The following is a 26,377-nucleotide window of genomic DNA, read 5'->3' on the forward strand; positions in this document are numbered from 1 at the left end:
CCGCCAGTGTGGCCCATCAAAGCAGACGGCGGCGGAACGACCGGTGACATCCGGCGGCGTGTTCGGGGACACACCGGCCAACGGGGGCCGGGGACGGCACGCGTCCCCGGCCGGCGCTACTGGGCGCGGACCCACTCCGCGGCAGCGGCGGCGATGTCCTCCGGGGCTTCGGCGATGTCGAACACGGCCCCGGCCTCGTCGTCGCCCAGCGGCTCAAGCGTCTCCAACTGCGAGTCGAGCAAGGCCGCCGGCATGAAGTGGCCGGGGCGGTCCGTCATACGCTCGGCCAGCAGCGCCCGGGACCCGTGCAGGTGCACGAACAGGGTGTCCGGCGCGGCGGCCCGGATCAGGTCCCGGTAGCTGCGCTTCAGGGCGCTGCACCCGAGCGCCACGGTCTCGCCCCGCTCGGCGGCGGCGGCGAGCCGCTCCCCGACCAGGCGCAGCCACGGCGCGCGGTCGGCGTCGTCGAGCGGAACCCCCGCGGCCATCTTGTCGATGTTGGCCCGCGGGTGCAGTTCGTCGCCCTCGACGTACGTGCCGCCGAGGCGCTCGGCGAGCAGGCCGCCAACCGTGGACTTGCCTCCGCCGGCCACCCCCATGACGACGACGCGGCGCCCCCGGGGCGCGTCCGGAGCCGTGCTCACCAGTCGTGGACCGTTCCGTCGACCAGCCGGTTGTACGGCAGGTAGGCCTGCTGGTACGGGTACTTGTCCGCCGCCTCGACGTTGAATTCGACGCCGATGCCCGGCTTCTCGCCCGGGTGCAGGTAGCCGTCCGTGAAGGTCATGGACTGCTCGAACACCTCGTTCGTGGCCACCGAGTGCTGCATGTACTCCTGGATCCCGTAGTTGTGGATGGCCAGGCCGACGTGCAGCTGGGCGGCGAAGCCGATCGGGGAGATGTCGGTCGGGCCGTGGAAGCCGGACTTGATCTGGTACTGGGCCGCGAAGTCCATCATCTTCTTCAGCGGGGAGATGCCGCCGAAGTGGGTGGAGGCGGCGCGCACGTAGTCGATCAGCTGTTCCTTGATGATCGCCTGGTAGTCGTACACGGTGTTGAAGACCTCGCCGATGGCCAGCGGCGTGGTGGTGTGCTGGCGGACCAGGCGCAGCGCCTCCTGGTTCTCGGCCGGCGTGCAGTCCTCCAGCCAGAAGAGGTCGTAGGGCTCGAGCGCCTTGCCGAGCTTCGCGGCCTGGATGGGCGTCATGCGGTGGTGGCCGTCGTGCAGCAGCGGGATCTCGGGGCCGAACTCGTTGCGGACCGCCTCGAACACGGTGGGCAGGTGGCGCAGGTACGCGCGGGTGTCCCAGTCCTCCTCCTGCGGGAACGCGCCGCGCCCGGCCGGCTCGTAGTCGTAGCGCTCGCCCGAGGACTGGGCCTGCGCGGCCACGCCGTAGACGGCCTTGATGCCCGGGATGGCGGTCTGGACGCGGATGGACTTGTAGCCGAGCTCGAGGTGCTCGCGGATCGAGTCGAACAGCTGCGGGATGTCGGTGCCGGAGGCGTGGCCGTAGGCGCGGAGGCCACGGCGGGACGCGCCGCCGAGCAGCTGGTAGACGGGCAGGTTCGCGATCTTGCCCTTGATGTCCCACAGGGCCATGTCGACCGCGGCGATCGCGGCCATGGTCACCGGGCCGCGGCGCCAGTAGGAGGAGCGGTAGAGGAACTGCCACGTGTCCTCGATGCGGTGCGGGTCCTTGCCGATGAGCAGCTGGGCCACGTGCTCCTTGAGGTACGCGGCGACGGCCAGCTCGCGCCCGTTGAGGGTCGCGTCGCCGATGCCGACGACCCCCTCGTCCGTCACCACGCGCAGCGTGACGAAGTTGCGGGAGGGGCTGGTCACGTAGACCTCGGCCTGGGTGATCTTCACTGATCGGTCCTTTCGGGGGGCGGGCCGCGGGCGGGGCGGGCGGCCGGGGTGGGTGGAGGGGGACGACGGCGGCGCTAGGGCGCGAACCCGCCGCGCAGGGCGTGGACCGCGTCGACGGCGGCGCCGTCGTCGGCCAGGGCCGCGTCGACGACGGCGAGCAGGGCCGCGGTCTGGTCCCGCCCGTCCGCCGCGAGGGCCGCGGACAGGCGGTCCGCGGCGGGGTCGGCGATCTCGCGTCCGGCCGCGGCCTGGCCGGCGAGCTGGTCGGCCCACGCGGCCAACGGCACGAGGGCCGCGGCGCCGTCGCGCCCGGACTGCCGCTCGGCCCGGTAGACCGGGACGGCGCGGGCGGCGAGCTTGACGGAGCCGTCCATGGCGATCTGGGCGAGGTGGTGGGCGATCCGGCCGTTGGCGAAGCGCGCGCGCAGGGCCCCCCGGTAGGCGGGAACGTCGAGCCCCTCGGCGGTGAGGTGCCGGGCGGCCGCGTCCCAGAAGGACTCGACCCAGCCGGAGACCGCGTCGTCGGCAAGCGCGTCGGCCACGGTGGCGTGGCCCCGCAGCTGTCCGGCGTACGCCATGAGCGAGTGGGCGCCGTTGAGCAGCCAGAGCTTGCGCCGCTCGAAGGGCTCGAGGTCGTCGACGAACACGGCGCCGGCGTCCTCCCACGCGGGGCGGCCGGCGGGGAAGTCCCCGCTGAGGACCCACGAGGCGAACGGCTCGGTCACGACCGGTGCGGCGTCGGCGTACCCCGTGGCGTCCGCGACGGCCTGCCGGTCCGCGTCGGTGGTGCGGGGGGTGATGCGGTCGATCGACGAGTCGACGAAGGACACCGCGGAGCCGATCCAGTCCGCGAGCGCCGGATCGACGAGGCGGGCCGTGCCCTCGATCGCGGCACGGGCGGCGGCGCCGTTGCCCGGGAGGTTGTCGCAGGAGACCACGGCCAGCGGCCAGCCGTCCGCCGCGCGGCGGGCGGCCAGGCCGACGACGAGCCGGCCGGCGGCCGTGCGGACGCGGCTGCCGTCGAGGCCGCCGGGGCCGAGGTCGAACGCCCCGTCGAGGTAGTGGGCGCGCAGGACACCGGCCTCCGCGGCGACCACGGGGTCGTCCGCGTCGAGCCGCGGGCCCGCCTCACCGGCCACGGTGCGGTAGCCGGCCTCGGTGATGGTCAGCGTGACCACCGCCGTCGACGGCAGTTCGAGCAGGTCGCGCAGCGCGGCCAGGTCGCCGCCGTCGTGGGCGGCGACGATGGGCGCGAGCACGTCGAAGGAGTCCTCCTCCGGTCCGCGGGTGACCAGCGTGTAGAGGCCGTCCTGGGCGGCGAGCTGCTCGGCCGCCGCGGCGCTGCGGCCGGTGAACGCGGCGATGCCCCATTCGCCGGCGCGGTCGGCCCGGGCGGTGTACCAGGCCTGGTGGGCGCGGTGGAAGGCCCCGAGTCCGATGTGCACGATCCGCGGCTCGGCGGGGGTGCCCGCGTCGAAGGAGGCGCGGTCGAGGGTCCGCGGCGCGCTCACAGCTTGAACGCCCGGCGCGGGGAGGCGTCGACGAGGTCGACGATGATCTCGTGGGCGCGGTCTTCGGTGATCCGGTGCTCGGCAACGAGCCGGGCCAGGAACGCGGCCTCCACGCGGCGGGAGGCGTCGTGGCGGGCCGGGATGGAGCAGAACGCGCGGGTGTCGTCGATGAAGCCGGAGGACCGGGTGAAGCCGGCCGTCTCGGTCACGGCGGCCCGGAAGCGCAGCATGGCGTCCGGCGCGTCGAGGAACCACCACGGGGCGCCGACGAACACGGACGGGTAGAACCCGGCCAGGGGCGCGATCTCGCGGGAGAACACCGTCTCGTCGATCGTGAACGGGATGAGGTGGAACCCCTCGGCGGCGCCGAGGTCCTCCAGGACGGGGCGCAGCCCGGTGGAGTAGTCGACGGCGAACGGGATGTCGTGGCCGGTGTCCGGGCCGAAGCGCTCGAGCGTCGGGCGGTGGGTGTTGCGGTGCACGCCGGGGTGGATGGTCATGACCAGGCCGTCCTCGGTGGCCATCCGCGCCATCTGGTACATCATGTGCGCCTCGAACGCGTGCGCCTCGGCGGCGGTGGCCGTGCCGGCGATCCCCTTCGCGAAGAGCGCGGCGGCCTCGTCCCGGCCCATCCGCAGCGTGGCGGGCGTGTGGGCGCCGTGGTCGGAGGAGACCGCGCCGTGCTCGGCGAAGTAGCGGCGGCGCTCGGCGAGGGCGGCCAGGTAGCCGTCGTAGCCGGCCTGGCCGCCGCCGGCGGTCTGGACGAGCGCGTCGGCCTTGGCCGCGAACGCGGGCCCGAACTTCAGGTACGCGTCCGGCCGGAACGTGGGCAGGACCCGGCCCGTGAAGCCCGGGTCGTCGGCGAGGCGGCGGTGCGCGGCCAGGTCGTCGAGCGGGTCGTCGGTGGTGGCGAGGACCTCGATCCCGAACGCGTCGAACAGGGCGCGCGGCCGGAAGGACGGCTCCGCGATGCGGGCGGCGATGGCGTCGTAGACGGCGTCCGCGGTGGCCTCGCTGATGTCGGCGTCGTCCAGCCCGAACACCTCGGTGAACTCCTGGCGCAGCCAGTAGCCGGAGGCGGTGCCGTCGAAGTCGGTCCAGTGCGAGCAGAACGTGCGCCAGGCCTCGCGGGGGGACGCGTCGTCGCTCCCGCCGACGCGCAGGGCCCCGAGGGGAACCCCGTTGGCGTGCAGCAGCCGGGTGACGTAGTGGTCCGGGCTGATCAGCAGGGCGGTGGGGTCGGGGAACGCCGTGTCGTCGGCGAGCATGGCGGCGTCCACGTGCCCGTGCGGCGAGATGATGGGCAGGTCCCGCACATCGGCGTGCAGGCGGCGCGCGATCTCGCGCACCCCCGGGTCCGCCGGCAGCAGCCGGTCGGGGTGGTTCGAGATGTCGGTGGGCATGCCCTCCATCGTGGGTCGGGGGCCCCCGCGGGGCAACTAGTTGCCGGAAGTTGCCATTACTCCGACGCCGGCGCCGGGGCGGTGGACCCGCGCACGACGAGGCGCGTGGGGAGCAGCGTGGCCCGCTCCTGGTTGGTCGTGGCGCCGCCCGCGATCGCCAGGACGTTGCGCACGCCGGTCGCGCCCAGGGCGTACAGCGGAGCGGCGACGCTCGTCAGCCCCGGGGTCACCAGCTCGGCGGCGCTGGAGTTGTCGAACCCGACGACGCTCAGCGTCCCGGGCACCGTCAGGCCCGCGGAGGCGGCGCTGCGCATGAGCCCGATGGCGAGCTGGTCGTTGTAGGCGACGGCGGCCGTCGCCCCGGTGCCGGCCACCTCGGCGGCCACGGCGGCGCCCCCGGCGACGGTGGGCGCGGCGGGGGAGACGAGGGCGACCCGCAGCCCGAGGTCCTGCGCCGCCTCCTTGAGGGACCGCCAGCGCACGCCGTGCGCCCACGAGGCCTCGGGGCCGGCCAGGTAGGCCAGCGAGCGGTGGCCGAGCCCGGCGAGGTGCTCGGCGGCGCGGCGCATCCCGCGCGGGTTGTCGGTGACGACAGAGGAGACCCCGGCGACGGAGCGGTTCACGACGACGGTGGGCTTCTGCTTGGCCACGGAGCGGATGGCGGCGTCGGCCATGCGCGAGCTGGTGAGCACGACGCCGTCGACCATGTCCAGCGACCGCTCGAGGGCCGAGCGCTCCGCCTCCCCCGACTCGCGCGTGTTGGCCAGGAGCATCGTGTAGTTGTTGCGGGCCGCCTCCTCCTCCGCCCCGCGGATGATCTCCATGTAGAACGGGTTGGCGATGTCCGCGATGACCAGCGCGATGGTGCCCCGTCGGCGGCCGCCCTCCGCCAGGGAGCGGCGCATGGCCACGGACCGGTAGCCGAGCTCGGCCGCGACGGCGCGGATGCGCTCCGCGGTCTCGAAGCGGACCCGGCCCGGGCGGGCGAACGCCCGGGAGACGGTCGAGGCGGACACCCCGGCGGCCCGCGCGACGTCGTAGATCGTGGCGGCGGGCTCGGGCGCGGGCTGGTGCATGCGCCCATGCTCCACTCCGGGGCGCACCGGGGCAACTCTTGGCAACTAGTGGCGGCCCGCGTGTGGCCTGCACCATGATCCATGGCAACCGCCATCGTCGCCGGGGCGCTCGCGCCACGCCGGAACCCCACCGGACCCGGCCGGAAAGTGAACCATGAAACACCGCATCCTTCGCGCCCTGGCCGCCGCGGCGGCCGCCGCGCTGGCCCTCACGGGCTGCTCCTCCGGGGTGTCCGGCTCCGCGGAGGAGGGCAAGACGCTCGTCCTCTCGCTGAACCAGACCGAGACGCACCCCTCCTACATCGCGCTGGTCGACTTCGGCGAGCGGCTCAGGGCCGCCACGGACGGCCGCTGGGACATCAAGGTCTACCCGAACGAGACGCTCGGGGCCCAGCAGGAGGTCATCCAGCTCGTCAGCGACGGGTCCGTCGACATGGCCGTCGCCTCCGGCACGCAGCTGGAGAACCTGAACCCCGACTTCGGCGTCCTGAACCTGCCCACGGTGTTCGACGATGTCGACCACCAGATGCGGGTCCTCCACGACCCGTCCATCGTCGGCGGCCTGTTCTCCTCCCTCGAGGCGAGCAACAACCTGACGGTGCTTGGCGGGCTCACCCAGGGCGACCGCAACCTGTACACGACGCGCGGGCCCATCGAAACGCCGCGCGACCTGGCGGGGATGAAGATCCGCGTCCAGGAGTCCGACGTCGCGATCGCCATGGTCAACGCCATGGGCGGCTCCGCCACGCCGATGTCCTTCGGCGAGGTCTACACGGCCCTGCAGTCCGGCGTCCTGGACGGCGCGGAGAACAACGAGGTCTCCTACGTGACGCAGAAGCACAACGAGGTCGCCAAGCACGTCGCCCGCACGCGCCACCTCGTCGGCCTGGACTACATGCTCGTGAACTCCGAGCTGCTACGGGACATGTCCCCGGCCGACCGCGCCGTGTTCGAGCGCGAGTGGGAGGCCACCGTCGAGTACCACACCGACATGTGGAAGGAAGAGACCGAGAAGGCCATCGCCCAGGCGGAGGCCAGCGGCTCGGAGTTCAACGACGTCGACCAGGCCGCGTTCAAGCGGGCCCTGGCCCCGGTGGTGGAGCGCTTCCTGCGCTCCGACGAGGACCGGGAGCTCTACGAGAAGATCCGGGAGGCCGCCGCATGAGCGCGCTCGCCAAGGGGCTGTCCGCCGCGCTGCGGACCGTCTGCGTCGTCCTGTTCGCCCTGCTGGTGCTGATCGTGGTCTGGCAGGTCTTCTCCCGCCAGGTCCTCAACGCCCCCGCCACGTGGACGACGTCCATCGCCCAGTACACGTTCGTGTGGCTGTCCCTGTTCGGCGCGGCGTGGGTGTTCAGCACCAAGGACCACATCGCCGTCGACTTCCTCACGCGGCTGCTCAAGCTGGACCGCACGCGCGGCATGGAGATCGCGGTGAACGCGGTGATCCTGCTGTTCGCCGTCTTCGTCCTCCTCTGGGGCGGGGTCCGCGGCGTCGACCTGACGTGGACGCAGAAGGTCTCCGGCCTGCCGCTGAACATCGGCACCATGTACCTGGCGCTGCCGGTCTCCGGCGCGCTGACGGCGTTCTTCGCGCTGTTCCACCTCGCCGAGGCGGCCCGCGGGCGCGGCCTGCCCGACGACGGGCACGAGATCGCGGAGGCGGTGTAGCCGTGGATGCCGCCATCGTCGCAGGAATCGTCCTGGTCGTCGGAATCGCCGCCCTGCTGCTGTTCCGCGTGCCCATCGCCGTCGCCGTCGGCTTCTCGGCGTTCGCCGCCGTCGCCGCCGTCATCGGCCTGGAGAAGGCGACGTTCGTCGCCGCCCAGCGCCTCTTCACGGGCATCAACTCGTTCACGCTGCTGGCCATCCCGTTCTTCATCCTGGCCGGCGTGCTGATGAACAACGGCGGCATCGCGGGACGGCTCATCGACGCCTCCAAGGTCGTCGTCGGGCGCATGCCGGGCTCGCTCGCGCAGACCAACGTCGTCGCCAACGCGCTCTTCGGCTCCGTCTCCGGGGCCGCCGTGGCCTCGGCCGCGGCCGTCGGCGGCACGATCGGCCCGCGCCAGCGCCAGGAGGGCTATGACCGCAACTTCGCGGCCGCCGTCAACGTCGCCTCGGCCCCCTCGGGCATGCTGATCCCGCCGAGCAACACGCTGATCGTGTACTCGCTGGTGTCCTCGACGTCGATCGCCACGCTGTTCGTCGCCGGCTACATCCCGGGCCTCCTGTGGGCCCTGGCCTGCATGGCCGTCGTCTGGTTCTCCGTCCGCAAGCGCCCCGAGCTGCGCGGCTCCGGCCGGGTGCCCCTGGGGCTGGCCCTGCTCACGCTGTGGCGGGCCGTCCCGTCGATCCTCATGATCGTCATCGTCATCGGCGGTATCCTCGCCGGCGTCTTCACGCCGACGGAGTCCGCGGCGATCGCGGTCGTCTACTGCCTGGTCCTGGGCTTCGCGTACCGCACGATCCGGGTGCGCGACCTGCCAACGATCATCCTGGACGCGACCCGCACCACGGCGATCGTCATGCTTCTGGTCGGCGTCTCCACGATCATGTCCTGGGTGATGGCGTTCTCCGGCATCCCGGGCGCCGTGTCCGACGCGCTGCTGGGCCTGACGGACAACCCCGCGGTCATCCTGATCCTGATCATGGCGATCCTGCTGATCGTGGGCACGTTCATGGACCCGACCCCGGCCATCCTGATCTTCACGCCGATCTTCCTGCCGATCGTCACGGAGTTCGGCGTGGACCCGATCCACTTCGGCATCATGGTCACGTTCAACCTGTGCCTGGGCACCATCACCCCGCCGGTGGGCAACGTGCTGTTCGTCGGCTCGAAGATCGCGAACCTGCGCGTGGAGCCGGTCATCCGCTCGCTCGTGCCGTTCTTCATCGCGCTGGCGGCCATGCTCTTCATCGTCGCCTTCGTCCCGCAGCTGTCCCTGTGGCTGCCCGACGCGCTCGGCCTGCTGGACCTCGCCCCCGAGTAGGCGGGGAACCGGGGGCGGGCCCCGCGGAGGTTGTCGCCTCCGCGGGGCCCGCCGCCGTGTGCGGCCGGGACGGCGGCGCGTCGCCGGCGGCCGCGCCGCTTCCCGCAGGGGGCGGCACCAGGGCCGCCGTTCGCTAGTCTGGTCCGCATGCGCGAACTCCAGGCCAGGATCATCGAGGAGATGGGCGTCAAGCCCGAGATCGACCCCGCGGAGGAGGCCCGCCGCCGCGTCGGCTTCCTGCAGGACTACCTGCGCGCCGCGCGGGCGGCCGGCTTCGTCCTGGGCATCTCCGGCGGGCTCGACTCGACCCTGGCCGGGAGGCTGGCCCAATTGGCCGTGGAGGGGCTCGCCGCCGACGGCACGGCGGCCGACTTCGTCGCCGTGCGGCTCCCCCACGGCGTGCAGCACGACGAGGACGACGCCGCCGCCGCGATGGACTTCGTCGGCGCCAAGACGGAGTGGACGTTCGACATCAAACCGGCGACCGACGCGTTCGCGGCGGAGTTCGAGGCGACCACCGGGCGCGCGATCGCGGACTTCAACAAGGGCAACATCAAGGCCCGAGTGCGCATGGTGGCCCAGTACGCGCTGGCCGGCGAGCGCGGCCTGCTCGTGATCGGCACGGACCACGGCGCGGAGTCCACGACGGGTTTCTTCACGAAGTACGGCGACGGCGGGGCCGACATCCTGCCCCTGTTCGGCCTGAACAAGCGCCAGAACCGGCAGCTGCTGCGGCACCTGGGCGCCCCCGAGCGGCTCTGGGCCAAGGCCCCGACCGCGGACCTGCTCGACGAGAACCCGGGCCGCACCGACGAGGACGAGCTCGGGCTCTCCTACGACGACATCGACGACTACCTCGAGGGGCGCGAGGTCCCGGACGCCGTGGCCGAGCGCATCGAGGCCAAGTACCTGGCCACCCGGCACAAGCGCACCACCCCCGTCACGATCCTGGACGGCTGGTGGCGCGCCTAGGCCTCAGGTGAAGGCGGACTCGCCGGTCAGCGCCCGGCCGACGATCAGCGAGTTGATCTCGTACGTCCCCTCGTACGTGTAGATCACCTCGGCGTCGCCGAACAGCTTGGCCATCCCGTACTCGCCCGCGATCCCGTTGCCCCCCAGCAGCGCGCGGCCGCGGGCGACGGTCTCCCGGGCCAGCCGCGTCGTCGTGGCCTTGACCAGCGCCGCGTGGTGCATCGCCAGCCCGCCCTCCTCCTGCAGCCGCGCGATCTGGGCCATCATGGCCAGCGCCGCCGTGGCGTTGCCGGCCATCTCGGCCAGGCCCTCCTGGACCAGCTGGAAGCCCGCGATCGGCCGCCCGAACTGCAGCCGGGAGGCCGCGTACTCGCGGGCGACGTCCAGCGCCCCCAGCTGGATGCCGGCGCCCTGCCAGCCCACCCAGGCGCGGGAGTCGCGCAGCAGCTCGTTCGCCCGGGAGAAGTCCGTGGCCCCGGGGAGCAGGTTGGCGGCGGGGACGCGCACGGAGTCCAGGACCAGGTCCGCGTTCTGCATGATCCGCAGCCCCAGCTTGTGCTCGATCTTCGAGGCCGAGAACCCGGGCCGGTCCGTCTCGACGAGGAACGCCTTGACCTGCCCGTCGGCCGTGTCCCGCGCCCAGACCAGGGCGAAGTCGGCGATGGTGCCGGCGCCGATCCAGCGCTTCGCCCCGGTGATCACCCATTCGCCGCCGTCGCGCTCCGCCGTGGTGGCGACGCCGCCGGCGATGTCGGAGCCGTGCTCGGGCTCCGTCAGCGCGAACGCGCCCAGGGTGCGCAGCGAGAGCAGCCCGGGCAGCCAGCGCCGGCGCTGCTCCTCCGAGCCGAGCCGGTCGAGCATGCCCACGACGAGCTCGTTGTGGATGCCGACGACGGCGGAGAGCGACACGTCCGTCCGGGCCGTCTCGCAGTAGGCGAGCCCCTTGAACAGGTGGCTGGACCCGTCGGTCTGCAGGGCGCCGAGCCCCAGCCGGCCGAGCCCGGCGACGAGGTCCCACGCGAACTCCTCCCGGTTCCAGTACCCGATGCTCTCCGGCCGCACCCGGTCCCGCAGGTAGGCGCGGAGGCCGGCGAGGCGCTCCCGCTCGTCCGGGGGCAGCTGGCCGGCGAGGCCCATCAGGTCGGCGTCGGGCAGGCCGCGCAGCGCCGCGGCGGGGGTCTCGGGTCCGGTGTCCAGGTCCGTGGATCGCACGGGGCCTCCTTGGCGGTGGTCGGCGGCCCGGGTGGGGCCTTGGAAATGCTAGGAAGTCCTACTATATTTCCTCGTGACGTGGATCACCAGAGGCGGGAATTTTCGGCGGAGAGGACGGACATGACGGCGACTGAGGAGTTCCGGGCGGCACGCGACCGGTTGCTCGAGCTGCGCACGGACTACCAGGCGGCCCGCGCGGAGTTCCGCTGGCCCCGCTTCGAGCGGTTCAACTTCGGGCTGGACTGGTTCGACGCCGTCGCGGCGGATCCGGAGCGGGCGGAGACGCCGGCGCTCGTCATCGTCGAGACGGACGGGTCGACGACGCGCCGGACGTGGGCCGAGCTGTCGCGCCGCTCCTCCCAGGCCGCGAACTGGCTGCGGGCCCAGGGGGTGCGCCGCGGCGAGCGGATGATCGTGATGCTCGGCAACCAGGTCGAGCTGTGGGAGCTGATGCTGGCCGGGATCAAGCTCGGCGTCGTCATGATCCCCACGACCACCCAGATGGGCCCCGCCGACCTGCGCGACCGGGTGGAGCGCGGCGGCGCCGCCTGGGCGGCGGCCGCCCCGGCCGACCTGGCCAAGTTCGCCGACGTGCCGGGGGACTACCGCCTCATCCGCGTGGGCGGGGACGACGCCGGGGACAGCGGCGGGGACGACGGCGGCGCCGCGGCCGCCGGGCCCGCCCCGCTGGACTTCGCCGACTTCGCGCGGGAGCCGGAGGAGTTCGCGCCGGACGCCCCGACCGGCGCCGACGAGACGATGCTGCTCTACTTCACGTCGGGCACCACGTCCCGGGCCAAGCTCGTCGAGCACACCCACACGTCCTATCCCGTGGGCCACCTGTCCACGATGTACTGGATCGGGCTGGAGCCGGGCGACGTGCACCTCAACGTCGCCTCGCCCGGCTGGGCCAAGCACGCGTGGTCCAACATCTTCACGCCGTGGATCGCGGAGGCCACGGTCTACATCTACAACTACGCGCGCTTCGACGCGGCCTCGCTGATGCGGCGCATGGAGGAGGCCGGGGTGACCAGCTTCTGCGCCCCGCCGACCGTGTGGCGCCTGCTCATCCAGGCCGACCTGTCCCAGCTGAAGACCCCGCCCCGCAAGGTCGTCTCGGCGGGCGAGCCGCTCAACGCGGAGGTCATCGGTCAGGTCGAGCGCGCGTGGGGCGCCGTGGTCCGGGACGGGTTCGGCCAGACGGAGACGACCGTCCAGGTCGCCAACACGCCCGGCCAGCGCGTGAAGATCGGCGCCATGGGCCGGCCGCTGCCCGGCTACGACGTCGTGCTGCTGGACCCGGCGACGGGCCGGGAGGCGGACGCCGGGGAGCTGTGCCTGCGGCTGGACCCCCGGCCGGTGGGGCTCATGAAGTCCTACTACGGGGACCCGGAGAAGACCGCGGAGGCGTTCCGGGACGGCTACTACCACACGGGCGACATCGCCGAGCGGGACGCCCAGGGCGTCATCACCTACGTCGGGCGCGGCGACGACGTCTTCAAGTCCAGCGACTACCGGCTGAGCCCCTTCGAGCTGGAGAGCGTGCTGATCGAGCACCCGGCCGTGGCCGAGGCCGCCGTCGTCCCCTCCCCGGACCCGCTGCGGCTGAGCGTGCCCAAGGCGTTCGTCGTGCTGGCCGCCGGCCACGAGGCGGGCCCGGGCACGGCGGAGGACATCCTGCGGCACTGCCGCGAGCACCTGCCCCCGTTCAAGCGCATCCGCCGCCTCGAGTTCGCGGAGCTGCCGAAGACGATCTCCGGCAAGATCCGGCGCGTCGAGCTGCGCCGGGCCGAGGAGGCCCGGCACGGCGGAGCGGACGGCGCCGCGCCGGGACCCGGCGCGCCCGCGGGCCAGGGCACCGAGTACGCCGACACCGACTTCCCGGCGCTGCGCTCCTGAGCCCGCCCGCGAGCCGACCCCACGCCGACATGCCGCAGCCCCTCCCCCGCGACCCGATCGCCGACGCCCGCGCCAATTGGGAACGCCACGGGTGGGCAGACGTGGCCGCCCCGATGGCCGCGATCACCGCGATCATGCGGACCCAGCAGATCCTGCTGCATCGGATCGAGGCCGTGCTCAAGCCGTTCGGCCTCACGTTCGCCCGCTACGAACTACTGGCCCTGCTCGGCTTCTCCCGCACCGGGTCCCTGGCCATGAGCAAGGCCAGCCGCCTGCTCCAGGTGCACCCCACGTCCGTGACCAACACCGTGGACCGGCTCGAGTCCGCGGGCCTGGTCGGCCGGTCCCCGCACCCGACGGACGGCCGGACCACGCTGGTGTCGCTCACCGACGCCGGCCGCGCCGTCGCCCGGGACGCCACGGACGCCCTGAACGGGAGCGTGTTCGGGGACTCGGGCTTCACGGACGAGGACGTGGAGCGGCTCGGGGAGATCCTGGGCCGGTTCCGCGGCCGCGCCGGGGACTTCGCGGTGGGGGACGGGGAGGGGCCTACTCCGAGCGGTCCCTGATGTCGGTGATGATCCCGGAGAAGTCGCGTCCCGCTCCGCCCTCCGCCGCGAACCGCTCGTAGATCCTCGCGGCGAGCGGACCCACCTCCGCGGCCACGCCGACGGACTCGAGGGCGTTGAGCGCGAGCTTGAGGTCCTTGGCCATGAGCGCCCCGGCGAACCCGGGCTGGTAGTCGCGGTTCGCGGGGCTCGCCGGGACCGGGCCGGGGACCGGGCAGTTGGTGGTCACGGACCAGCACTGGCCGGAAGCGGTGGAGACCACGTCGAACAGCGCCTGGTGCGTCAGCCCGAGCTTCTCGCCGAGCACGAACGCCTCGCACGCCGCGATCATGCTGGCCCCGAGGATCATGTTGTTGCAGACCTTGGCGGCCTGTCCGGCCCCGTGGTCCCCGCAGTGGACCAGGCGCCCACCCATGGTCTCCAGCAGCGGGCGGACGGTCTCGAGGTCCTCGGCGAGCGCCCCGACCATGAACGTGAGCGTCCCGGCCTCCGCGCCGACGACCCCGCCGGAGACCGGGGCGTCGACGGAGCGGTGCCCGGCGGCGAGGGCGAGTTCGGCGGCCTGGCGCGCCTCGTCGACGTTGATGGTGGAGCAGTCGAGGAACAGCGCGTCCGGGGGCGCGGCGGCGAGGAGCCCGGGGGCGTCCCCGCCGCCGCGGTAGGCGTCCAGGACCTGCTGCCCGGACTGGAACATGGTGATCACGACGTCGGCGCCGGCGGCGGCGTCCGTGCCGGATTCGGCGACCGTGACGCCCCGGGACGCGGCGGCCTCGCGGGCCGCGGGAACCGGGTCGTAGCCGGCCACGCGGTACCCGGCGGCGACGAGGTTGCCCGCCATGGGGCAGCCCATGTGCCCCAGGCCGAGGAAGGCGACGGCGGGAAGGCTGTTCGGATCGCTCATGGTGCGGCCTCCTGGTGGTGGTGGTCGGGCAGGTGGAGTTCCCCGTCGGGGCCCAGCGGCTCGAAGTACCGGGCGACGGCGGCGCGGTCGACGTCCTCCAGGCGGGCCGGCGACCAGCGCGGCGCCCGGTCCTTGTCCACGACCATGGCCCGGATTCCCTCGCGGAAGTCGGTGCCGGCGAGGAAGCGGCAGCCGGCGCGGAACTCCCGGGCCAGGGACCCGTCGACCGTCGGGTCCCCCGCGGCCAGGCGCAGCGCCTCGAGCGTGACCTTCACGGCCGTGGGCGAGTTGGACCGGATCGCGGCCGCGGCCCGCGCGCCCTCGGACCCGGCCGCCTCCAGGGCGGCGACGATCCCCTCGGCATCCGGCGCGGCGTAGGCGGTGTCGATCCACCCGGCCTGCGCGGCGAGGGGCGACGGCGGGGCCGGGCGGGCGAAGCGCCGGAGCGCGTCCTCGGCGTCGCGGTCCTCGAGCTCCGCGGCCAGGGCGCCGAGGTCGCCGGAGGGCACGAACGCGTCCGCCAGGCCCAGGTGCAGGGCGTCGCCCGGCCCGGCGTGGCCGGCGGTCAGCGCCACGTGCGTGCCGGCGAGGCCGGGGCCGCGGGAGAGCAGGTACGTGCCGCCGACGTCGGGCAGGAACCCGATGGCCGTCTCCGGCATCCCGATGCGGGTGCGCTCGGTGACCACCCGATGGCTGCCGTGCGCGGAGACGCCCACGCCCCCGCCGAGGACGAGCCCGTCCATGAGCGCCACGTACGGCTTCGGGTACGCGGCGATCAGCGAATTCAGGGCGTACTCGGCGCGGAAGAACCGCCGGGTGCGGCTGCCCCGAGCCGGGTCCCCCGGGTCGAGGTCCGCGTGGATCGCGACGATGTCGCCGCCCGCGCTCAGCCCCCGGTCCCCGGCCCCGCGGAGCAGGACCTGCCGGACGCCGTCGTCGTCGGCCCACTCGGCGAGCCGCGCGGAGAGCGCGGCCACCATGGGTTCCGTCAGCGCGTTCACGGCGCGCGGGCGGTCCAGGACGGCGACGCCGAGGGCCCCGCGCCTCTCGAACCGGACTCCGGGGTCCGCGCCCACCGTCAGCTTCCCTCCGGCATGGTGAACGTGGCGCCCTCCCGGATCCCGGAGGGCCACCGCGTGGTGACCGTCTTGGTCTTCGTGTAGAAGCGGAACGCGTCCTGGCCGTGCTGGTTCAGGTCCCCGAAGCCGGAGGCCTTCCAGCCGCCGAACGTGTAGTAGGCGATCGGCACGGGAATGGGGACGTTGATGCCCACCATCCCGACGTCGACGCGGCTGGCGAAGTTGCGGGCGGCGTCGCCGTCGCGGGTGAAGATGGCGACCCCGTTGCCGTAGGGGTTCTGGCTGGGCAGCCGCAGGGCCTCCTCGTAGTCCGCGGCCCGCACGACGGACAGGACGGGGCCGAAGATCTCCTCCCGGTAGATGCGCATCCCCGGGGTAACCCGGTCGAAGAGGGTTGGGCCGACCCAGAAGCCGCCGTCGTACCCCTCGACGCGGTGGCCGCGACCGTCGACGACGAGCTCCGCCCCCTCGTCGACCCCGGACTGGATACACTCCTCGATGCGCTCCCGGGCCGACGGCGCGACGACCGGCCCGAAGTCCGCGTCCGGGTCCATGCTGGCCCCGACCCGCAGCCGGCCGATGCGCTCCCGCAACCGGGCCACCAGGGCGTCGGCCGTCTCCTCCCCCACGGGCACGGCCACGGAGATCGCCATGCAGCGCTCGCCAGCGGACCCGTAGCCGGCGCCGATCAGCGCGTCCGCCGCCATGTCCAGGTCGGCGTCCGGCATGACCACCATGTGGTTCTTCGCGCCGCCGAAGCACTGGGCCCGCTTGCCGTGGGCCGCCGCCGCCGCGTAGATCGACTGGGCGATCGGGGTGGAGCCCACAAAGCCCACCGCCTTGATGCGCGGGTCCTCCAGGAGCGCGTCGACGGCCTCCTTGTCCCCGTTGACGACGTTGAAGACGCCGTCAGGCAGGCCCGCCTCGGTGAACAGCTCGGCCAGCCGCAGGGGCACGGACGGGTCCCGCTCGCTGGGCTTGAGGATGAACGCGTTGCCGGCGGCGATCGCGGGGCCGGCCTTCCACAGCGGGATCATGGCCGGGAAGTTGAACGGGGTGATGCCCGCGACGACGCCGAGCGGCTGGCGCAGCGAGTGCACGTCGATCCCCGAGCCGGCACTGTCGGAGAACTCGCCCTTGAGCAGGTGCGGGGCCCCGGCCGCGAACTCGACGACCTCGATGCCGCGCTGGACGTCCCCCTTGGCGTCCGCGAACGTCTTGCCGTGCTCCGAGGCCAGCAGCTCCGCGAGCTCGTCCAGGTGCGCGTTGACGAGGTCCACGAAGCGCAGCAGGATCCGGCCGCGGCGCTGCGGGTTGACGGTGGCCCAGTCCTGCTGCGCCTTCTCCGCCACCGCGATGGCCTCGCGGACCTCCTGGGCGGAGGCGAGCGGGACGGCGGACTGGACCTCGCCCCGGCAGGGGTCGTAGACGTCCCCGAACCGGCCCGACGCGCCGTCGACGTGGCGTCCTCCGACGTAGTGGGTGAGGGTGCGCACCATGCTGCGGCTCCTTCGGGGTGGGCTGCCGCCGGCGGACCGGAACGCGTCCGCGGCGTGAGTAGTGTCACACCCGAAGTTACTCGGACTTCCTACTAAGTTCCAGAGGCCCGCCCGATTGGTAGGTTGGACGGGTGAAGATCGCCACCTGGAACGTGAACTCCCTCCGCGCCCGAGCCGACCGCGTGGAGGACTGGCTGCGCCGCACCGACGTGGACGTGCTGGCCATCCAGGAGACCAAGTGCAAGGACGAGAACTTCCCCTGGGACCTCTTCGAGAAGAACGACTACGAGGTCGCCCACTTCGGCCTGAGCCAGTGGAACGGCGTGGCCATCGCGTCCCGCGTCGGCCTGGACGACGTGGAGCGCACGTTCCCCGGGCAGCCCGCGTTCGGCAAGAACGGCAAGGACCCGGTTCAGGAGGCCCGCGCCATCGGCGCCACCTGCGGCGGCGTGCGCGTCTGGAGCCTCTACGTCCCGAACGGCCGAGCCCTGCAGGACGAGCACATGCCCTACAAGCTGGCCTGGCTGGACACGCTCCGCACCCACGCCGACGGCTGGATCGCCCAGGACCCCACCGCGCAGGTGGCCCTGATGGGCGACTGGAACATCGCGCCCCGGGACGAGGACGTCTGGGACATCGACTTCTTCATCGCCAACGAGATGACGCACGTCTCCCCGCCGGAGCGGGCCGCGTTCAACGCGTTCCTCGAGTCCGGCTACGCCGACGTCGTGCGCCCCCACGCGCCCGGACCGGGCGTGTACACCTACTGGGACTACACGCAGCTCCGCTTCCCCAAGAAGGAGGGCATGCGCATCGACTTCACGCTCGCCTCGCCCGCGCTGGCCGCGCGCGTCTCGCACGCCTGGATCGACCGCGAGGAACGCAAGGGCAAGGGCGCCTCGGACCACGCGCCGGTCGTCGTGGAGCTGGACTGACCGTGTCCGGGGAGGCGTCGCGGCGGAACCTGCCCCCGACGTCGTACCTGCGCGTCTTCGAGCCGCTGCGCGCCTTCGGCGACGCGGACCAGTTGGCGATCGCCCGGCAGACCGCCGCCCGCCGGCCGGAGCTGGAATCGCTGGCCGACGCCGAGTCCCTGGCCCGGGTGGTGCGCCCCCTGCCGGACCCCTTCCCCGCCGCGGATGGCGAGCGCTTCCGCGTCCTGCACTACCCCGGCCCGGACGGCCGGACCGTCGCGCACTACTGCCCGGACCAGCTGGCGGTGCGCGCGACGCTGGCCTCCGAGCAGTTGGAGGGCAGCATGCGCCGCCAGCTGCTGGACACGCTCCTGCCCGACGCGGCGCGCAGCGCCAACGCCGAACGCCTGGACCACGAGCGGTTCGCGGACGCGCTCGCCCACCTGCACACGCGGACGGCCACCTGGGGCATCCCCTTCGGCTGGTTCGTGCTGGTGCGCGAAGACGACCACATCGAGGTCGACGAGGAGGGCGACCGGGTCGCCTCGGTCCGCCTCAGCGCCCCGGTCGTGCAGGTGCTCGAGCGGGCGCGCTACGCGGCCGCGTCGCTGGCCGTCAACGCGCCCGGCCTGGATCTGCTGGACGAGCTGACCGACCTGAGCGAGTGGCTGCGGATCTTCCACCCGGACGCCGTCGTCGAGCTGGACTACGGGCGGATGGCGCACCTGGTGTGGCCGGACGACTCCCCCCACGACCTGCGGATGGGCATCGAGTCCCTCGCCGAGGGGGACATGCTCGGCGCGGCGGCCGCGTACCGGCGCCTGGCCACCCGCTGGCTGCGGATCCGGCAGCGGGCGCGGGCGAGCTGACGCCCCGCGCCCTCCCGTTCCGGGCGGCCACCGCCTAGGCTGGGACGGTGCCGGGCCGCAACGACGCGCCTCCGCCGCGACCCCCGCCGCCCCCGCCCCGAGGAGGATCATGTCCACCGCACCCGCCACCGCAGCCCGCGACCTCGGCGGCGCCGCCACCGCCCCCTGGTGGCGCGACGCCGTCATCTACCAGGTGTATCCGCGCTCCTTCGCCGACGCGAACGGCGACGGCATGGGCGACCTGGCCGGCGTCGAGTCCCGCCTGGAGTACCTGCGCGACCTCGGCGTGGACGCCGTCTGGCTCTCCCCCTTCTACCGTTCCCCGCAGGCGGACGCCGGGTACGACGTCGCCGACTACCGGGACGTCGACCCGCTCTTCGGGACGCTGCAGGACTTCGATTCCATGCTCGCCCGCGCGCACGGCCTGGGCCTGCGGATCATCGTCGACCTGGTCCCGAACCACACCTCCGACGAGCACGAGTGGTTCCAGGCGGCGCTGGCGTCCGCGCCCGGGTCCCCTGAGCGGGACCGCTACATCTTCCGCGACGGCAGGGGCCCGGACGGCGCCGAGCCCCCGAACAACTGGCAGTCCGTCTTCGGCGGCCGGGCCTGGACGCGCACCACCGGGCCGGACGGCGCGCCCGGGCAGTGGTACCTGCACCTGTTCGACACCAAGCAGCCGGACCTGAACTGGGAGAACCCGGACGTCCGCGCGGACATGGAGGACGTGCTGCGCTTCTGGCTGGACCGGGGCGTGGACGGCTTCCGCGTGGACGTCGCCCACGGCATGGTCAAGGCCGAGGGCCTGCCGGACTGGTCGCGGAAGGTGGCGATGGTCGCGGGCAACGAGGCCGGCGGGAGTTCCGACGGCGCCGCCGCGGGCGGGCGGGACGACGCCGGCGTCGCGCTGACGGAGGACTCCGAGGACCTGCCCGCGGAGGACCGCGACGCTCCGCACGTCCCGGAGAAGAACATGACCCCCTCCGGCGAGAACCAGCCCCCCTTCTTCGACCAGGACGGCGTCCACGCCATCTACCGGGAGTGGAACCGCGTGCTGGCCGAGTACCCGGGCGACCGCATGCTGGTGGCCGAGGCCTGGGTGGAGCCGATGTCGCGCCTGTTCCGCTACGTGCGGGAGGACGAGATGCAGCAGGCCTTCAACTTCGGCTTCCTGCTGGCCGGCTGGGACGCGGCCGCGATGGACGCCAACGTGCGGGAGACGCTCGAGGAGGCCGCGGCCGTCGGCGCCCCGCCGACGTGGGTGCTCTCCAACCACGACACCGTCCGCCACTCGACCCGGTTCGGCCTGTCGGACCCGACGTCGTTCCCCAAGGGGATCGCCGCGGCGGACGAGCAGCCCGACGAGCGGCTGGGCTGGGCCCGCGGCCGCGCGGGGCTGATGGTGATGCTGGGCCTGCCCGGCTCCGCGTACCTCTACCAGGGCGACGAGCTGTCGCTGCCCGAGCACACCACGCTCGACGACTCGCTGCGCCAGGACCCGAGCTTCTTCCGCACCCAGGGCCGGGAGCGGGGCCGCGACGGCTGCCGGGTCCCGATGCCGTGGGACGCCGACGAGCCCGGGTTCGGCTTCTCGACGGCCGCGGGCGCGCGCGAGCCCTGGCTGCCCCAGCCGGACTCCTACGCGACCTACGCCGCGGACCGCCAGGTCGGCACCGCCGGCTCCACGTACGAGCTGGTGGGCAGGCTGCTCGCCGAGCGGGCCTCCCGCGCCTTGGGCCGCGGCGGGCTGCGGTGGGCCGACCAGCACGACCCGGAGCGCGGGCTCTTCGCCTACGTGAACGGCGGTCTGCTCGTCGTCGCGAACCTCGGCGACGCCCCGGTCGAGGTGCCGGAGGGACACGCGGTCGTGGCGGCGAGCCACGACGAGGCGGTCGAGGGCGGCCGGCTGGCCGCCGACGCGGCCGTCTGGCTGGCCGCGGGGTAGGTCAGTCCACGCGCTCCGAGCGCGACATGCGGGTGCGGGCGCCGCCGGCGAGGTGGACGACGACGGCGCCGGAGCGGCCCAGCGTCCGGTCGAGCCCGCGGACGACCGCCTCCACGTCCGCGGCGATGCGCTCCGGGGCCGCGCCCGGCCGCGGGTGGACCTTGATCCGCAGGCCCGCGTCCCCGTCCGTGCGCGGGGCCGGCTCCCACGTGCTGACCCCGACGGAGACGATGTCGGTGCGCCCGGACAGTGCCGTGCGCACGGCCTGCTCGGGGACCGCCGCGCCCACCTCGACGACGCCGCGGGTGACCTCCGTGTCGTAGTCGCGGGCGAACACCCCCGTCCGCCCCTTGCCCTGGACGGCCACCCACCACACGAGCAACAGAAGCAGCGCGACGAGCCCGACGGCGATCGGGATCCACAGCCAGGACTCCCGCTGCCCCGGCAGCGTGGTGGCCCGCAGGGTCTCCGCCCAGCCGTGGCCGACGCTCCCGGCCACCGCCTGCCAACCCGCCGCATAGCCGGGGGCCACGGCGACGAGGAGCCCGTGCAGCCCGGCCGCGGCCAGCAGCAGCCCGACCAGGGCCAGGAGGACGCGGTTCAGGGCGCGGGGGGTCTGGTTCACTGCCCCACCACCCCGGTCTCGGCGACCTGCACGTCCACGCGCGGCGCCGGCTCGATGCGGTTGGCGGCCAGCTCGTCCTCGACCGCCGCCCGCACGGAGCCGGGGTCGACCGGGATCCCGGAGGTCGGGCGCACCTGGACGAGCACCCGACGCGACGTGACGTGGACGTGGACCTGCTCGGAGCCCACCGAGGCGGCAAGGCGGGCCCGGCGGGCCAGGGCGGACCCGAGCACCGCGTGGTCGATGACGACGACGGTCCGCTCCCCCTGCACGACGCTGCGGTCACGGCGGCCGGGGAGGAACGCCTGGGCCAGCAGGACCAGGCCGAGGACGAGCACGAGCAGGCTCCCGGCCGCCAGGGCCGCCGGGTCGGCCGCCCCGGGCAGCCCGGCGAGCCACGCCCACCACTGCTCCGGGGAACGGATCCAGGGCTCCTCGCCGATCGTCTTCAGGGCCGACTCCAGCATCAGGTACAGGCACAGCGCCCCGATGGCGAGCGCGGCGACGACGGAGGCGCCGCTGCGCGGGCTGGACGACTCGCGGCGGGCCAGCCGCTCCCGCTCCGCGGCGTTCACCGCACCCTCCGGCGGGAGGCGGCGGCCACCCCCGTCACGCGCAGGTCGACCCGGCCCACGCGCACGCCCGTCAGCTCGGCGAACCGCTCCATGACGTCGGCCCTGCGGTCGCGGGCCCGGTCCCAGACCGTGGCGCCGCCGTCGTCATCCAGCGGCAGCGGCAGCGCCAGGGCCAGCGAGAGCACCCCGAACTCGTCCTCGAGCTCGACGCGGACCGCGGCCGGCTCGACGCCGAAGGCGTCGCCCGCGACGGCGCGGGCCATGCCGGCAAGGGCTTCCGTGGCGATCCGGGTGTGCCCGGCGCGGGCCGGGACCCCGGGGACGGCGTGCGCGCTCATGGGGCCTCCCCCGGGGCCGGGGCGCGGCGGCCCCCCGCGGCGGGAAGCTGGACGTCGCCGATCTCGATGTTGACCTCGATGACCACGAGCCCCGTCAGGCGCTCGACGGCGGCGTGCACCGCCTCCCGGACGTCCGTGGCGATGGCGTGGAGGGGGCGCCCGTACTCGGCGGTGAGGACGATGTCGATGGCGGCCTGCGTGGTGCCGACCTCGGCGGCGACGCCGACCGACGGCTCGGGGCCCGACACGGCGCCGCGCAGCGCCCCCAGGGCCCGGGATCCGCCGACGCCGAGGGAGTGGACGCCCTCCACGCCGCGCGCGGCGGCGGCGGCGATCTTCGCCACGGCCGCCTCGGTGACGGAGGTCGTCCCGGTCGCCAGCCGGACCGAGCCGTGCCCCGCCGGCCGGTCCCCCACGGCGGGCATGCCTGCCGTCGGCGGGACGGGCGGCTCCGGGGGCACCCGGGGCGCGTGGCGCGGGTCGCGGGGCTGCTCTGACTGGTCCATCGGTGCCGGCCCTCCCTTCGCAGCGGTACTGGTCACACCCAGACTACTCACGGGCCCGCCGTGTGGCGTCCCCCGCGGGAGCACCGCCCGGACACGCGAAAAGCCCCCCGGTTTCCCGGGGGGCTTTCCCTCTGCTGTGGCTCCGACCGGCGTCGATCCGGTGACCTTTCGATTTTCAGTCGAACGCTCTACCAACTGAGCTACAGAGCCTGGCATCATCTGAGCGATGATCACCGCGATCTTCCGAGTGCTCGGAACATCCCAGCGACCCTGACGGGACTTGAACCCGCGACCTCCGCCGTGACAGGGCGGCGCGCTAACCAACTGCGCTACAGGGCCTTGCTTTGACCGGGGCTTCCCCCGCTCACAAGACCTAGACTCTACCAGACGCCTCGCGGCATCTCCAAATCGGGGTCTTGCGTACCCCCAACGGGATTCGAACCCGTGCCGCCGCCGTGAAAGGGCGGTGTCCTAGGCCGCTAGACGATGGGGGCCAGACGCCGTGCGGGCATGCCCGCGCGGTGAACCACACCAACTATAGGGCACGGGCGCAACCCGGCCAAACGGCGGGGTGTCGGCGCCGGCGAACCGCCGCCCCGGGGCGGATAGGCTCGGGCCATGGCGATCGAGATGACGGACGACGAGTTCGAGGAGGCCGTCGCCCAGGCACTCGACGAGATCCCGGAGCGGCTGCGGGACATGATGGACAACGTCGCGATCTTCATCGAGGACCGCTACGAGCCCCTGCCGGACGAGGACCCGGACACCGAACTGCTCGGGCTCTACGAGGGCGTCCCCCTCACCGAGCGCGACATGGGGTGGGAGTCCGGCTCCCTGCCGGACCGGATCCTCGTGTTCAAGGAGCCGCTGCTGCGGATGTGCGACTCCGAGAAGGAGCTCGTGGAGGAGGTGGGCATCACCGTGGTCCACGAGATCGCCCACCACTTCGGCATCGACGACGACGCGCTCCACCGGCTCGGCTGGGGCTGAGCCGGGACGCCGGACGCCGGACGCCGGCGCCGGCGCCGGCGCAAGATACCCCCTCGCGCCGCCCTCCCGTGACACGACACGCCCACGAATCGTGATCCTCCTGTTGTTTTTGTTGCCCGTGTGACTGTTGTGGCCTAGGGTCGGTCGGGGCTCCACCCCCAGATCGTGACCTTGGACGGGCTGTTTCGCCGGACGGGCCACGATGCCACTCGTCACCGCAGTGAGGTTCCCGCATGCCCAAGCGCCACCTGATCGGCGTCGCCACGTGCTCGTTCGCCCTGATCGGCAGCGGCCTCCTGGCCTCGGTTCCGGCGGCCGCCGCGCCGGCCACCCAGCTCCCGACGCTCCGCGTCGCCCCGCCCGCCGCGCCCGCGCTGCCCGGCGACGCCGAACTCGGGGCCACCCAGGGGGACCCGGCCGCGCTGAAGCGCCTCGTCGCCGAGCTGGAGCGGGCGATCATGGACTCCAGCTCCGAGCTGGCCGGCGCCGAGGCCGCGGCCCTCGAGGGGCAGGAGGCGTCCACCGCCGCCGAACTCACGCTCGCCGAACGCAACGAGACCGCCCGGGAGGCGCGCCGGCAGGCCGAGCGCGCCAGCGAGTACCGCGACGCCGTCGGCGAACAGGTCGGCGCCATGGCCGGGGACCTCTACCGCAACGGCGGCATCAACCCCGGCCTGGCCTCCCTCCTGGCCGACAGCGAGAACAACGACGTCCTGTACAAGGCCGCCACCATGGGCGCCCTGGCCGCGAACCGGTCCCGCACGCTCGCCACCGCCGAACAGGCCGAACAGCTGTGGTCCCAGTGGCAGGAGTACGCCGACGAGACCGAGCGGGCCGCCGCCGAGGCCGCCGGCGCCAGCGAGCGCGCCCTCGCAGCCGCGGAGACCGCCCGCGCGGCCTACGAACGGGAGGTCGGGGAGCAGCGCGCGCTGCGCGCGAAGCTCATCGGCCAGCTCTCCCGGCTGCGCGGAACCACCCGCGCGGAGGAGTCGGCCCGCATGGAGCGGCTCGAGGCCCAGGCGCGCGAGGCCGCCCTCGAGGAACTCGTCGCCAGCGCCCCCGCGGACGACCCCGCCCCGGCCAGGGCCGCGGCGCCGGCCGGCCCCGCCGCCCCCGAGGCGCTGCCCGCGCTGGCCCCGGTCGCCCGGACCATCCACCCGGCCACCACCGTCCGCCCGGAGCCGGCCGACCGCGCCCCCGAGGCCCCCGCGGCCCCCGCGGCGCCCGCGGACCCCGCCACCCCGGCCTCCCGCCCCGCGCCGCCGGCCGATTCGGAGCCCGCGCCACGTCCCGCTCCGGAGCCCGCTCCCCGTCCCGCTCCGGAACCCGAACCCCGGCCGGCGCCGGAGCCGGCACCCGCACCGGACCCCGAGCCGGTACCCGCACCGGAACCCGAGCCGGCACCGCGCCCCGAGCCGGAACCCGCACCGGAACCGGAACCCGAGCCGCAGCCCGCGCCGGCTCCGAGCAGTTCGGTCGTCGAGCCTGCCATCGCCTGGGCGCTCCGGATCGCCGAAGACGACTCGTACACGTACCGCTACGGCGCCAACGGGCCCACCCAGTTCGACTGCTCGAGCTTCACGCAGCGGGCGTTCGCCCAGGGCGGCCGCTCCCTGCCGCGCACGTCGACGCAGCAGTACTTCGGGTCCTCGACGAAGGTCCCGCTGAGCCAGCTCCGCCGCGGGGACCTCGTGTTCTCGTCGTCCAACGGGGGCGCCAGCTTCTACCACGTGGCGATCTACCTCGGCGACGGGCAGGTCGTCCACGCCCGCAACCCCTCCGTCGGGATCTCCGTCACGTCGCTGAGCTGGGTCAACAACCTGCACCCGTACGCGGTCCGCTACTGACCGGGCCGCGGGCGGCGCCCCGGACGGGGGGGCTGGCCGCGTTCGCCGGGAAAGCGGTCGGCGGCCTGGCGGCGGCCGGCGTGTCCCGATTCGCCCCGTGTGCGGCCCGTCACCTACGGTGGGTCACGGTTTGGTCACGAATCGAACCCGCACGGGCCCCGGTGGCGTTCCGCCGGGCCCGCCCCTGTCAGGCCCGAAGCAAAGGATCCCCATGGCCATTCGCCAGTTCGCGGGCGCCGCCGCGTCCCTCGCCCTCGCGGGCGGCACCCTGTTCGCCGCCGCGCCCGCCACCGCCGCGCCCACCATCGTCCCCGCCGCCCAGCAGCAGGGCAGCCAGGCGACCGCCGCGACCATCGACTGGGCCGTGCGGGCCGCCAACAACGAGTCGTTCACGTACGAGTACGGCGGCACCGGCCCGCGCGCCTACGACTGCTCCGGCTTCATGCAGGAGGCGTTCTCCCGCTCGGCGCGGGACCTGCCGCGCACGTCCACGCAGCAGTACGAGCAGGCGCCGACGAAGGTCCCCCTGAGCCAGCTGCAGCGCGGCGACCTGGTCTTCTCGACGTCCAACGGCGGATCCAGCATGTACCACGTCGCGCTGTACATCGGGGACGGCCAGGTCGTCCACGCGCGCAACCCCGACTCGGGCGTGTCCGTGACGAAGCTGGACTACATCCACAACATCCACGGCTACGCGGCCCGGTACTAGCGGCCGCGGACCGGGGGGGGGGGGGGGGGGGGGGGGGGAGAACCCCCCCCCCCCACCCCCTTTCGTCCCTAGTGCCCC

At 73.9% G+C, this 26,377-nt stretch carries 25 protein-coding genes and 3 tRNA genes; 12 read left to right on the forward strand and 16 right to left on the reverse strand.

The genetic code is table 11. The features are described from left to right. Positions 1-116 precede the first annotated feature (116 nt). The 5 genes from AC1Q5D_RS13720 to AC1Q5D_RS13740 form a co-directional block, all read right to left on the reverse strand. Entirely contained in the window at positions 117-644 is a 528-nt protein-coding gene (locus AC1Q5D_RS13720) for a gluconokinase (protein WP_481739025.1), read from the reverse strand. Then, positions 641-1,870 carry a D-mannonate dehydratase ManD gene (manD, locus tag AC1Q5D_RS13725; RefSeq protein WP_481739026.1) on the reverse strand — a complete coding sequence of 410 codons (1,230 nt, stop codon included), beginning with the start codon at positions 1,868-1,870 and terminating at the stop codon, positions 641-643. The genes AC1Q5D_RS13720 and manD overlap by 4 nt, the downstream gene beginning before the upstream one ends. A 74-nt stretch (positions 1,871-1,944) precedes the next feature. Next, positions 1,945-3,381 carry a mannitol dehydrogenase family protein gene (locus AC1Q5D_RS13730; protein WP_481739027.1) on the reverse strand — a complete coding sequence of 479 codons (1,437 nt, stop codon included), beginning with the start codon at positions 3,379-3,381 and terminating at the stop codon, positions 1,945-1,947. Continuing rightward, positions 3,378-4,784, reverse strand: a complete 1,407-nt coding sequence (gene uxaC, locus AC1Q5D_RS13735) for a glucuronate isomerase (protein ID WP_481739028.1) — start codon at positions 4,782-4,784, stop codon at positions 3,378-3,380. Before uxaC ends, AC1Q5D_RS13730 begins: the two co-directional genes overlap by 4 nt. Before the next feature lie 56 nt (positions 4,785-4,840). After that, a complete protein-coding gene (locus AC1Q5D_RS13740; protein WP_481739029.1) occupies positions 4,841-5,860 on the reverse strand; it encodes a LacI family DNA-binding transcriptional regulator in 1,020 nt (339 codons plus the stop codon). Between the two features lie 154 nt (positions 5,861-6,014). On the opposite strand from AC1Q5D_RS13740, the gene AC1Q5D_RS13745 reads away from it, so the two are divergent. The 4 genes from AC1Q5D_RS13745 (at position 6,015) to nadE (ending at position 9,822) form a co-directional block, all read left to right on the forward strand. Beyond that, on the forward strand, positions 6,015-7,025 hold the full coding sequence (locus tag AC1Q5D_RS13745) for a TRAP transporter substrate-binding protein (protein ID WP_481739030.1): 1,011 nt from the start codon (positions 6,015-6,017) through the stop codon (positions 7,023-7,025). Further along, a complete protein-coding gene (locus tag AC1Q5D_RS13750) occupies positions 7,022-7,528 on the forward strand; it encodes a TRAP transporter small permease (RefSeq protein WP_481739031.1) in 507 nt (168 codons plus the stop codon). Before AC1Q5D_RS13745 ends, AC1Q5D_RS13750 begins: the two co-directional genes overlap by 4 nt. 2 nt (positions 7,529-7,530) lie before the next feature. Further along, a complete protein-coding gene (locus AC1Q5D_RS13755) occupies positions 7,531-8,850 on the forward strand; it encodes a TRAP transporter large permease (RefSeq protein ID WP_481739032.1) in 1,320 nt (439 codons plus the stop codon). A gap of 147 nt (positions 8,851-8,997) precedes the next feature. Beyond that, positions 8,998-9,822 (forward strand): ammonia-dependent NAD(+) synthetase, encoded by an 825-nt coding sequence (nadE, locus tag AC1Q5D_RS13760; protein WP_481739033.1) that lies wholly within the window; start codon positions 8,998-9,000, stop codon positions 9,820-9,822. A gap of 3 nt (positions 9,823-9,825) precedes the next feature. On the opposite strand, the gene AC1Q5D_RS13765 is transcribed toward nadE, so the two are convergent. Continuing rightward, on the reverse strand, positions 9,826-10,959 hold the full coding sequence (locus AC1Q5D_RS13765; protein ID WP_481739090.1) for an acyl-CoA dehydrogenase family protein: 1,134 nt from the start codon (positions 10,957-10,959) through the stop codon (positions 9,826-9,828). Positions 10,960-11,154: 195 nt separating this feature from the next. On the opposite strand from AC1Q5D_RS13765, the gene AC1Q5D_RS13770 reads away from it, so the two are divergent. Both AC1Q5D_RS13770 and AC1Q5D_RS13775 read left to right on the forward strand, forming a co-directional pair. Next, positions 11,155-12,933, forward strand: coding sequence for an AMP-binding protein (locus AC1Q5D_RS13770; RefSeq protein ID WP_481739034.1), 1,779 nt, complete (start codon positions 11,155-11,157; stop codon positions 12,931-12,933). A gap of 29 nt (positions 12,934-12,962) precedes the next feature. Beyond that, positions 12,963-13,502, forward strand: a complete 540-nt coding sequence (locus AC1Q5D_RS13775; protein ID WP_481739035.1) for a MarR family winged helix-turn-helix transcriptional regulator — start codon at positions 12,963-12,965, stop codon at positions 13,500-13,502. Here AC1Q5D_RS13775 and mmsB read toward each other — a convergent pair. From mmsB to AC1Q5D_RS13790, 3 genes are read right to left on the reverse strand one after another with little or no spacing between them, the layout of a single operon-like run. Then, positions 13,483-14,403: a 3-hydroxyisobutyrate dehydrogenase gene (mmsB, locus tag AC1Q5D_RS13780; RefSeq protein WP_481739036.1), complete on the reverse strand. Its 921-nt coding sequence runs from the start codon at positions 14,401-14,403 to the stop codon at positions 13,483-13,485. The genes AC1Q5D_RS13775 and mmsB overlap by 20 nt on opposite strands. Then, on the reverse strand, positions 14,400-15,479 hold the full coding sequence (locus AC1Q5D_RS13785) for an enoyl-CoA hydratase/isomerase family protein (protein WP_481739037.1): 1,080 nt from the start codon (positions 15,477-15,479) through the stop codon (positions 14,400-14,402). The genes mmsB and AC1Q5D_RS13785 overlap by 4 nt, the downstream gene beginning before the upstream one ends. Before the next feature lie 2 nt (positions 15,480-15,481). Then, positions 15,482-16,981 (reverse strand): CoA-acylating methylmalonate-semialdehyde dehydrogenase, encoded by a 1,500-nt coding sequence (locus AC1Q5D_RS13790; protein WP_481739038.1) that lies wholly within the window; start codon positions 16,979-16,981, stop codon positions 15,482-15,484. Positions 16,982-17,112: 131 nt separating this feature from the next. On the opposite strand from AC1Q5D_RS13790, the gene AC1Q5D_RS13795 reads away from it, so the two are divergent. The 3 genes from AC1Q5D_RS13795 to AC1Q5D_RS13805 all read left to right on the forward strand — a co-directional run bounded on the left by AC1Q5D_RS13795 (position 17,113) and on the right by AC1Q5D_RS13805 (position 20,709). Next, a complete protein-coding gene (locus AC1Q5D_RS13795; RefSeq protein WP_481739039.1) occupies positions 17,113-17,916 on the forward strand; it encodes an exodeoxyribonuclease III in 804 nt (267 codons plus the stop codon). 2 nt (positions 17,917-17,918) lie between these two features. Next, positions 17,919-18,764 (forward strand): DUF8083 family protein, encoded by an 846-nt coding sequence (locus AC1Q5D_RS13800; protein WP_481739040.1) that lies wholly within the window; start codon positions 17,919-17,921, stop codon positions 18,762-18,764. Positions 18,765-18,873: 109 nt separating this feature from the next. Further along, positions 18,874-20,709 (forward strand): glycoside hydrolase family 13 protein, encoded by a 1,836-nt coding sequence (locus AC1Q5D_RS13805; protein WP_481739041.1) that lies wholly within the window; start codon positions 18,874-18,876, stop codon positions 20,707-20,709. A gap of 1 nt (position 20,710) precedes the next feature. On the opposite strand, the gene AC1Q5D_RS13810 is transcribed toward AC1Q5D_RS13805, so the two are convergent. From AC1Q5D_RS13810 to AC1Q5D_RS13840, 7 genes are all read right to left on the reverse strand, one after another. Continuing rightward, entirely contained in the window at positions 20,711-21,334 is a 624-nt protein-coding gene (locus AC1Q5D_RS13810) for a hypothetical protein (protein WP_481739042.1), read from the reverse strand. Beyond that, positions 21,331-21,909 carry a DUF6286 domain-containing protein gene (locus AC1Q5D_RS13815; protein ID WP_481739043.1) on the reverse strand — a complete coding sequence of 193 codons (579 nt, stop codon included), beginning with the start codon at positions 21,907-21,909 and terminating at the stop codon, positions 21,331-21,333. Before AC1Q5D_RS13815 ends, AC1Q5D_RS13810 begins: the two co-directional genes overlap by 4 nt. Next, positions 21,906-22,247 carry a hypothetical protein gene (locus AC1Q5D_RS13820; protein ID WP_481739044.1) on the reverse strand — a complete coding sequence of 114 codons (342 nt, stop codon included), beginning with the start codon at positions 22,245-22,247 and terminating at the stop codon, positions 21,906-21,908. Before AC1Q5D_RS13820 ends, AC1Q5D_RS13815 begins: the two co-directional genes overlap by 4 nt. Beyond that, positions 22,244-22,753, reverse strand: coding sequence for an Asp23/Gls24 family envelope stress response protein (locus AC1Q5D_RS13825; protein WP_481739045.1), 510 nt, complete (start codon positions 22,751-22,753; stop codon positions 22,244-22,246). Before AC1Q5D_RS13825 ends, AC1Q5D_RS13820 begins: the two co-directional genes overlap by 4 nt. Before the next feature lie 137 nt (positions 22,754-22,890). Continuing rightward, positions 22,891-22,963: transfer RNA gene (locus AC1Q5D_RS13830), tRNA-Phe, on the reverse strand. 55 nt (positions 22,964-23,018) lie between these two features. Next, positions 23,019-23,092 (reverse strand) — tRNA-Asp (locus tag AC1Q5D_RS13835). A gap of 82 nt (positions 23,093-23,174) precedes the next feature. After that, a tRNA-Glu gene (locus AC1Q5D_RS13840) sits at positions 23,175-23,247 on the reverse strand. A 124-nt stretch (positions 23,248-23,371) separates the two neighbouring features. Between AC1Q5D_RS13840 and AC1Q5D_RS13845 the strand changes: the two genes are divergently transcribed. From AC1Q5D_RS13845 to AC1Q5D_RS13855, 3 genes are all read left to right on the forward strand, one after another. Continuing rightward, positions 23,372-23,743, forward strand: coding sequence for a metallopeptidase family protein (locus tag AC1Q5D_RS13845; RefSeq protein ID WP_481739046.1), 372 nt, complete (start codon positions 23,372-23,374; stop codon positions 23,741-23,743). A 233-nt stretch (positions 23,744-23,976) separates the two neighbouring features. Then, positions 23,977-25,590 (forward strand): C40 family peptidase, encoded by a 1,614-nt coding sequence (locus AC1Q5D_RS13850; RefSeq protein WP_481739047.1) that lies wholly within the window; start codon positions 23,977-23,979, stop codon positions 25,588-25,590. A gap of 211 nt (positions 25,591-25,801) precedes the next feature. Then, a complete protein-coding gene (locus tag AC1Q5D_RS13855; protein ID WP_481739048.1) occupies positions 25,802-26,299 on the forward strand; it encodes a C40 family peptidase in 498 nt (165 codons plus the stop codon). The last annotated feature ends 78 nt before the right edge of the window (positions 26,300-26,377 follow it).

Source organism: Arthrobacter paludis, assembly GCF_056782315.1.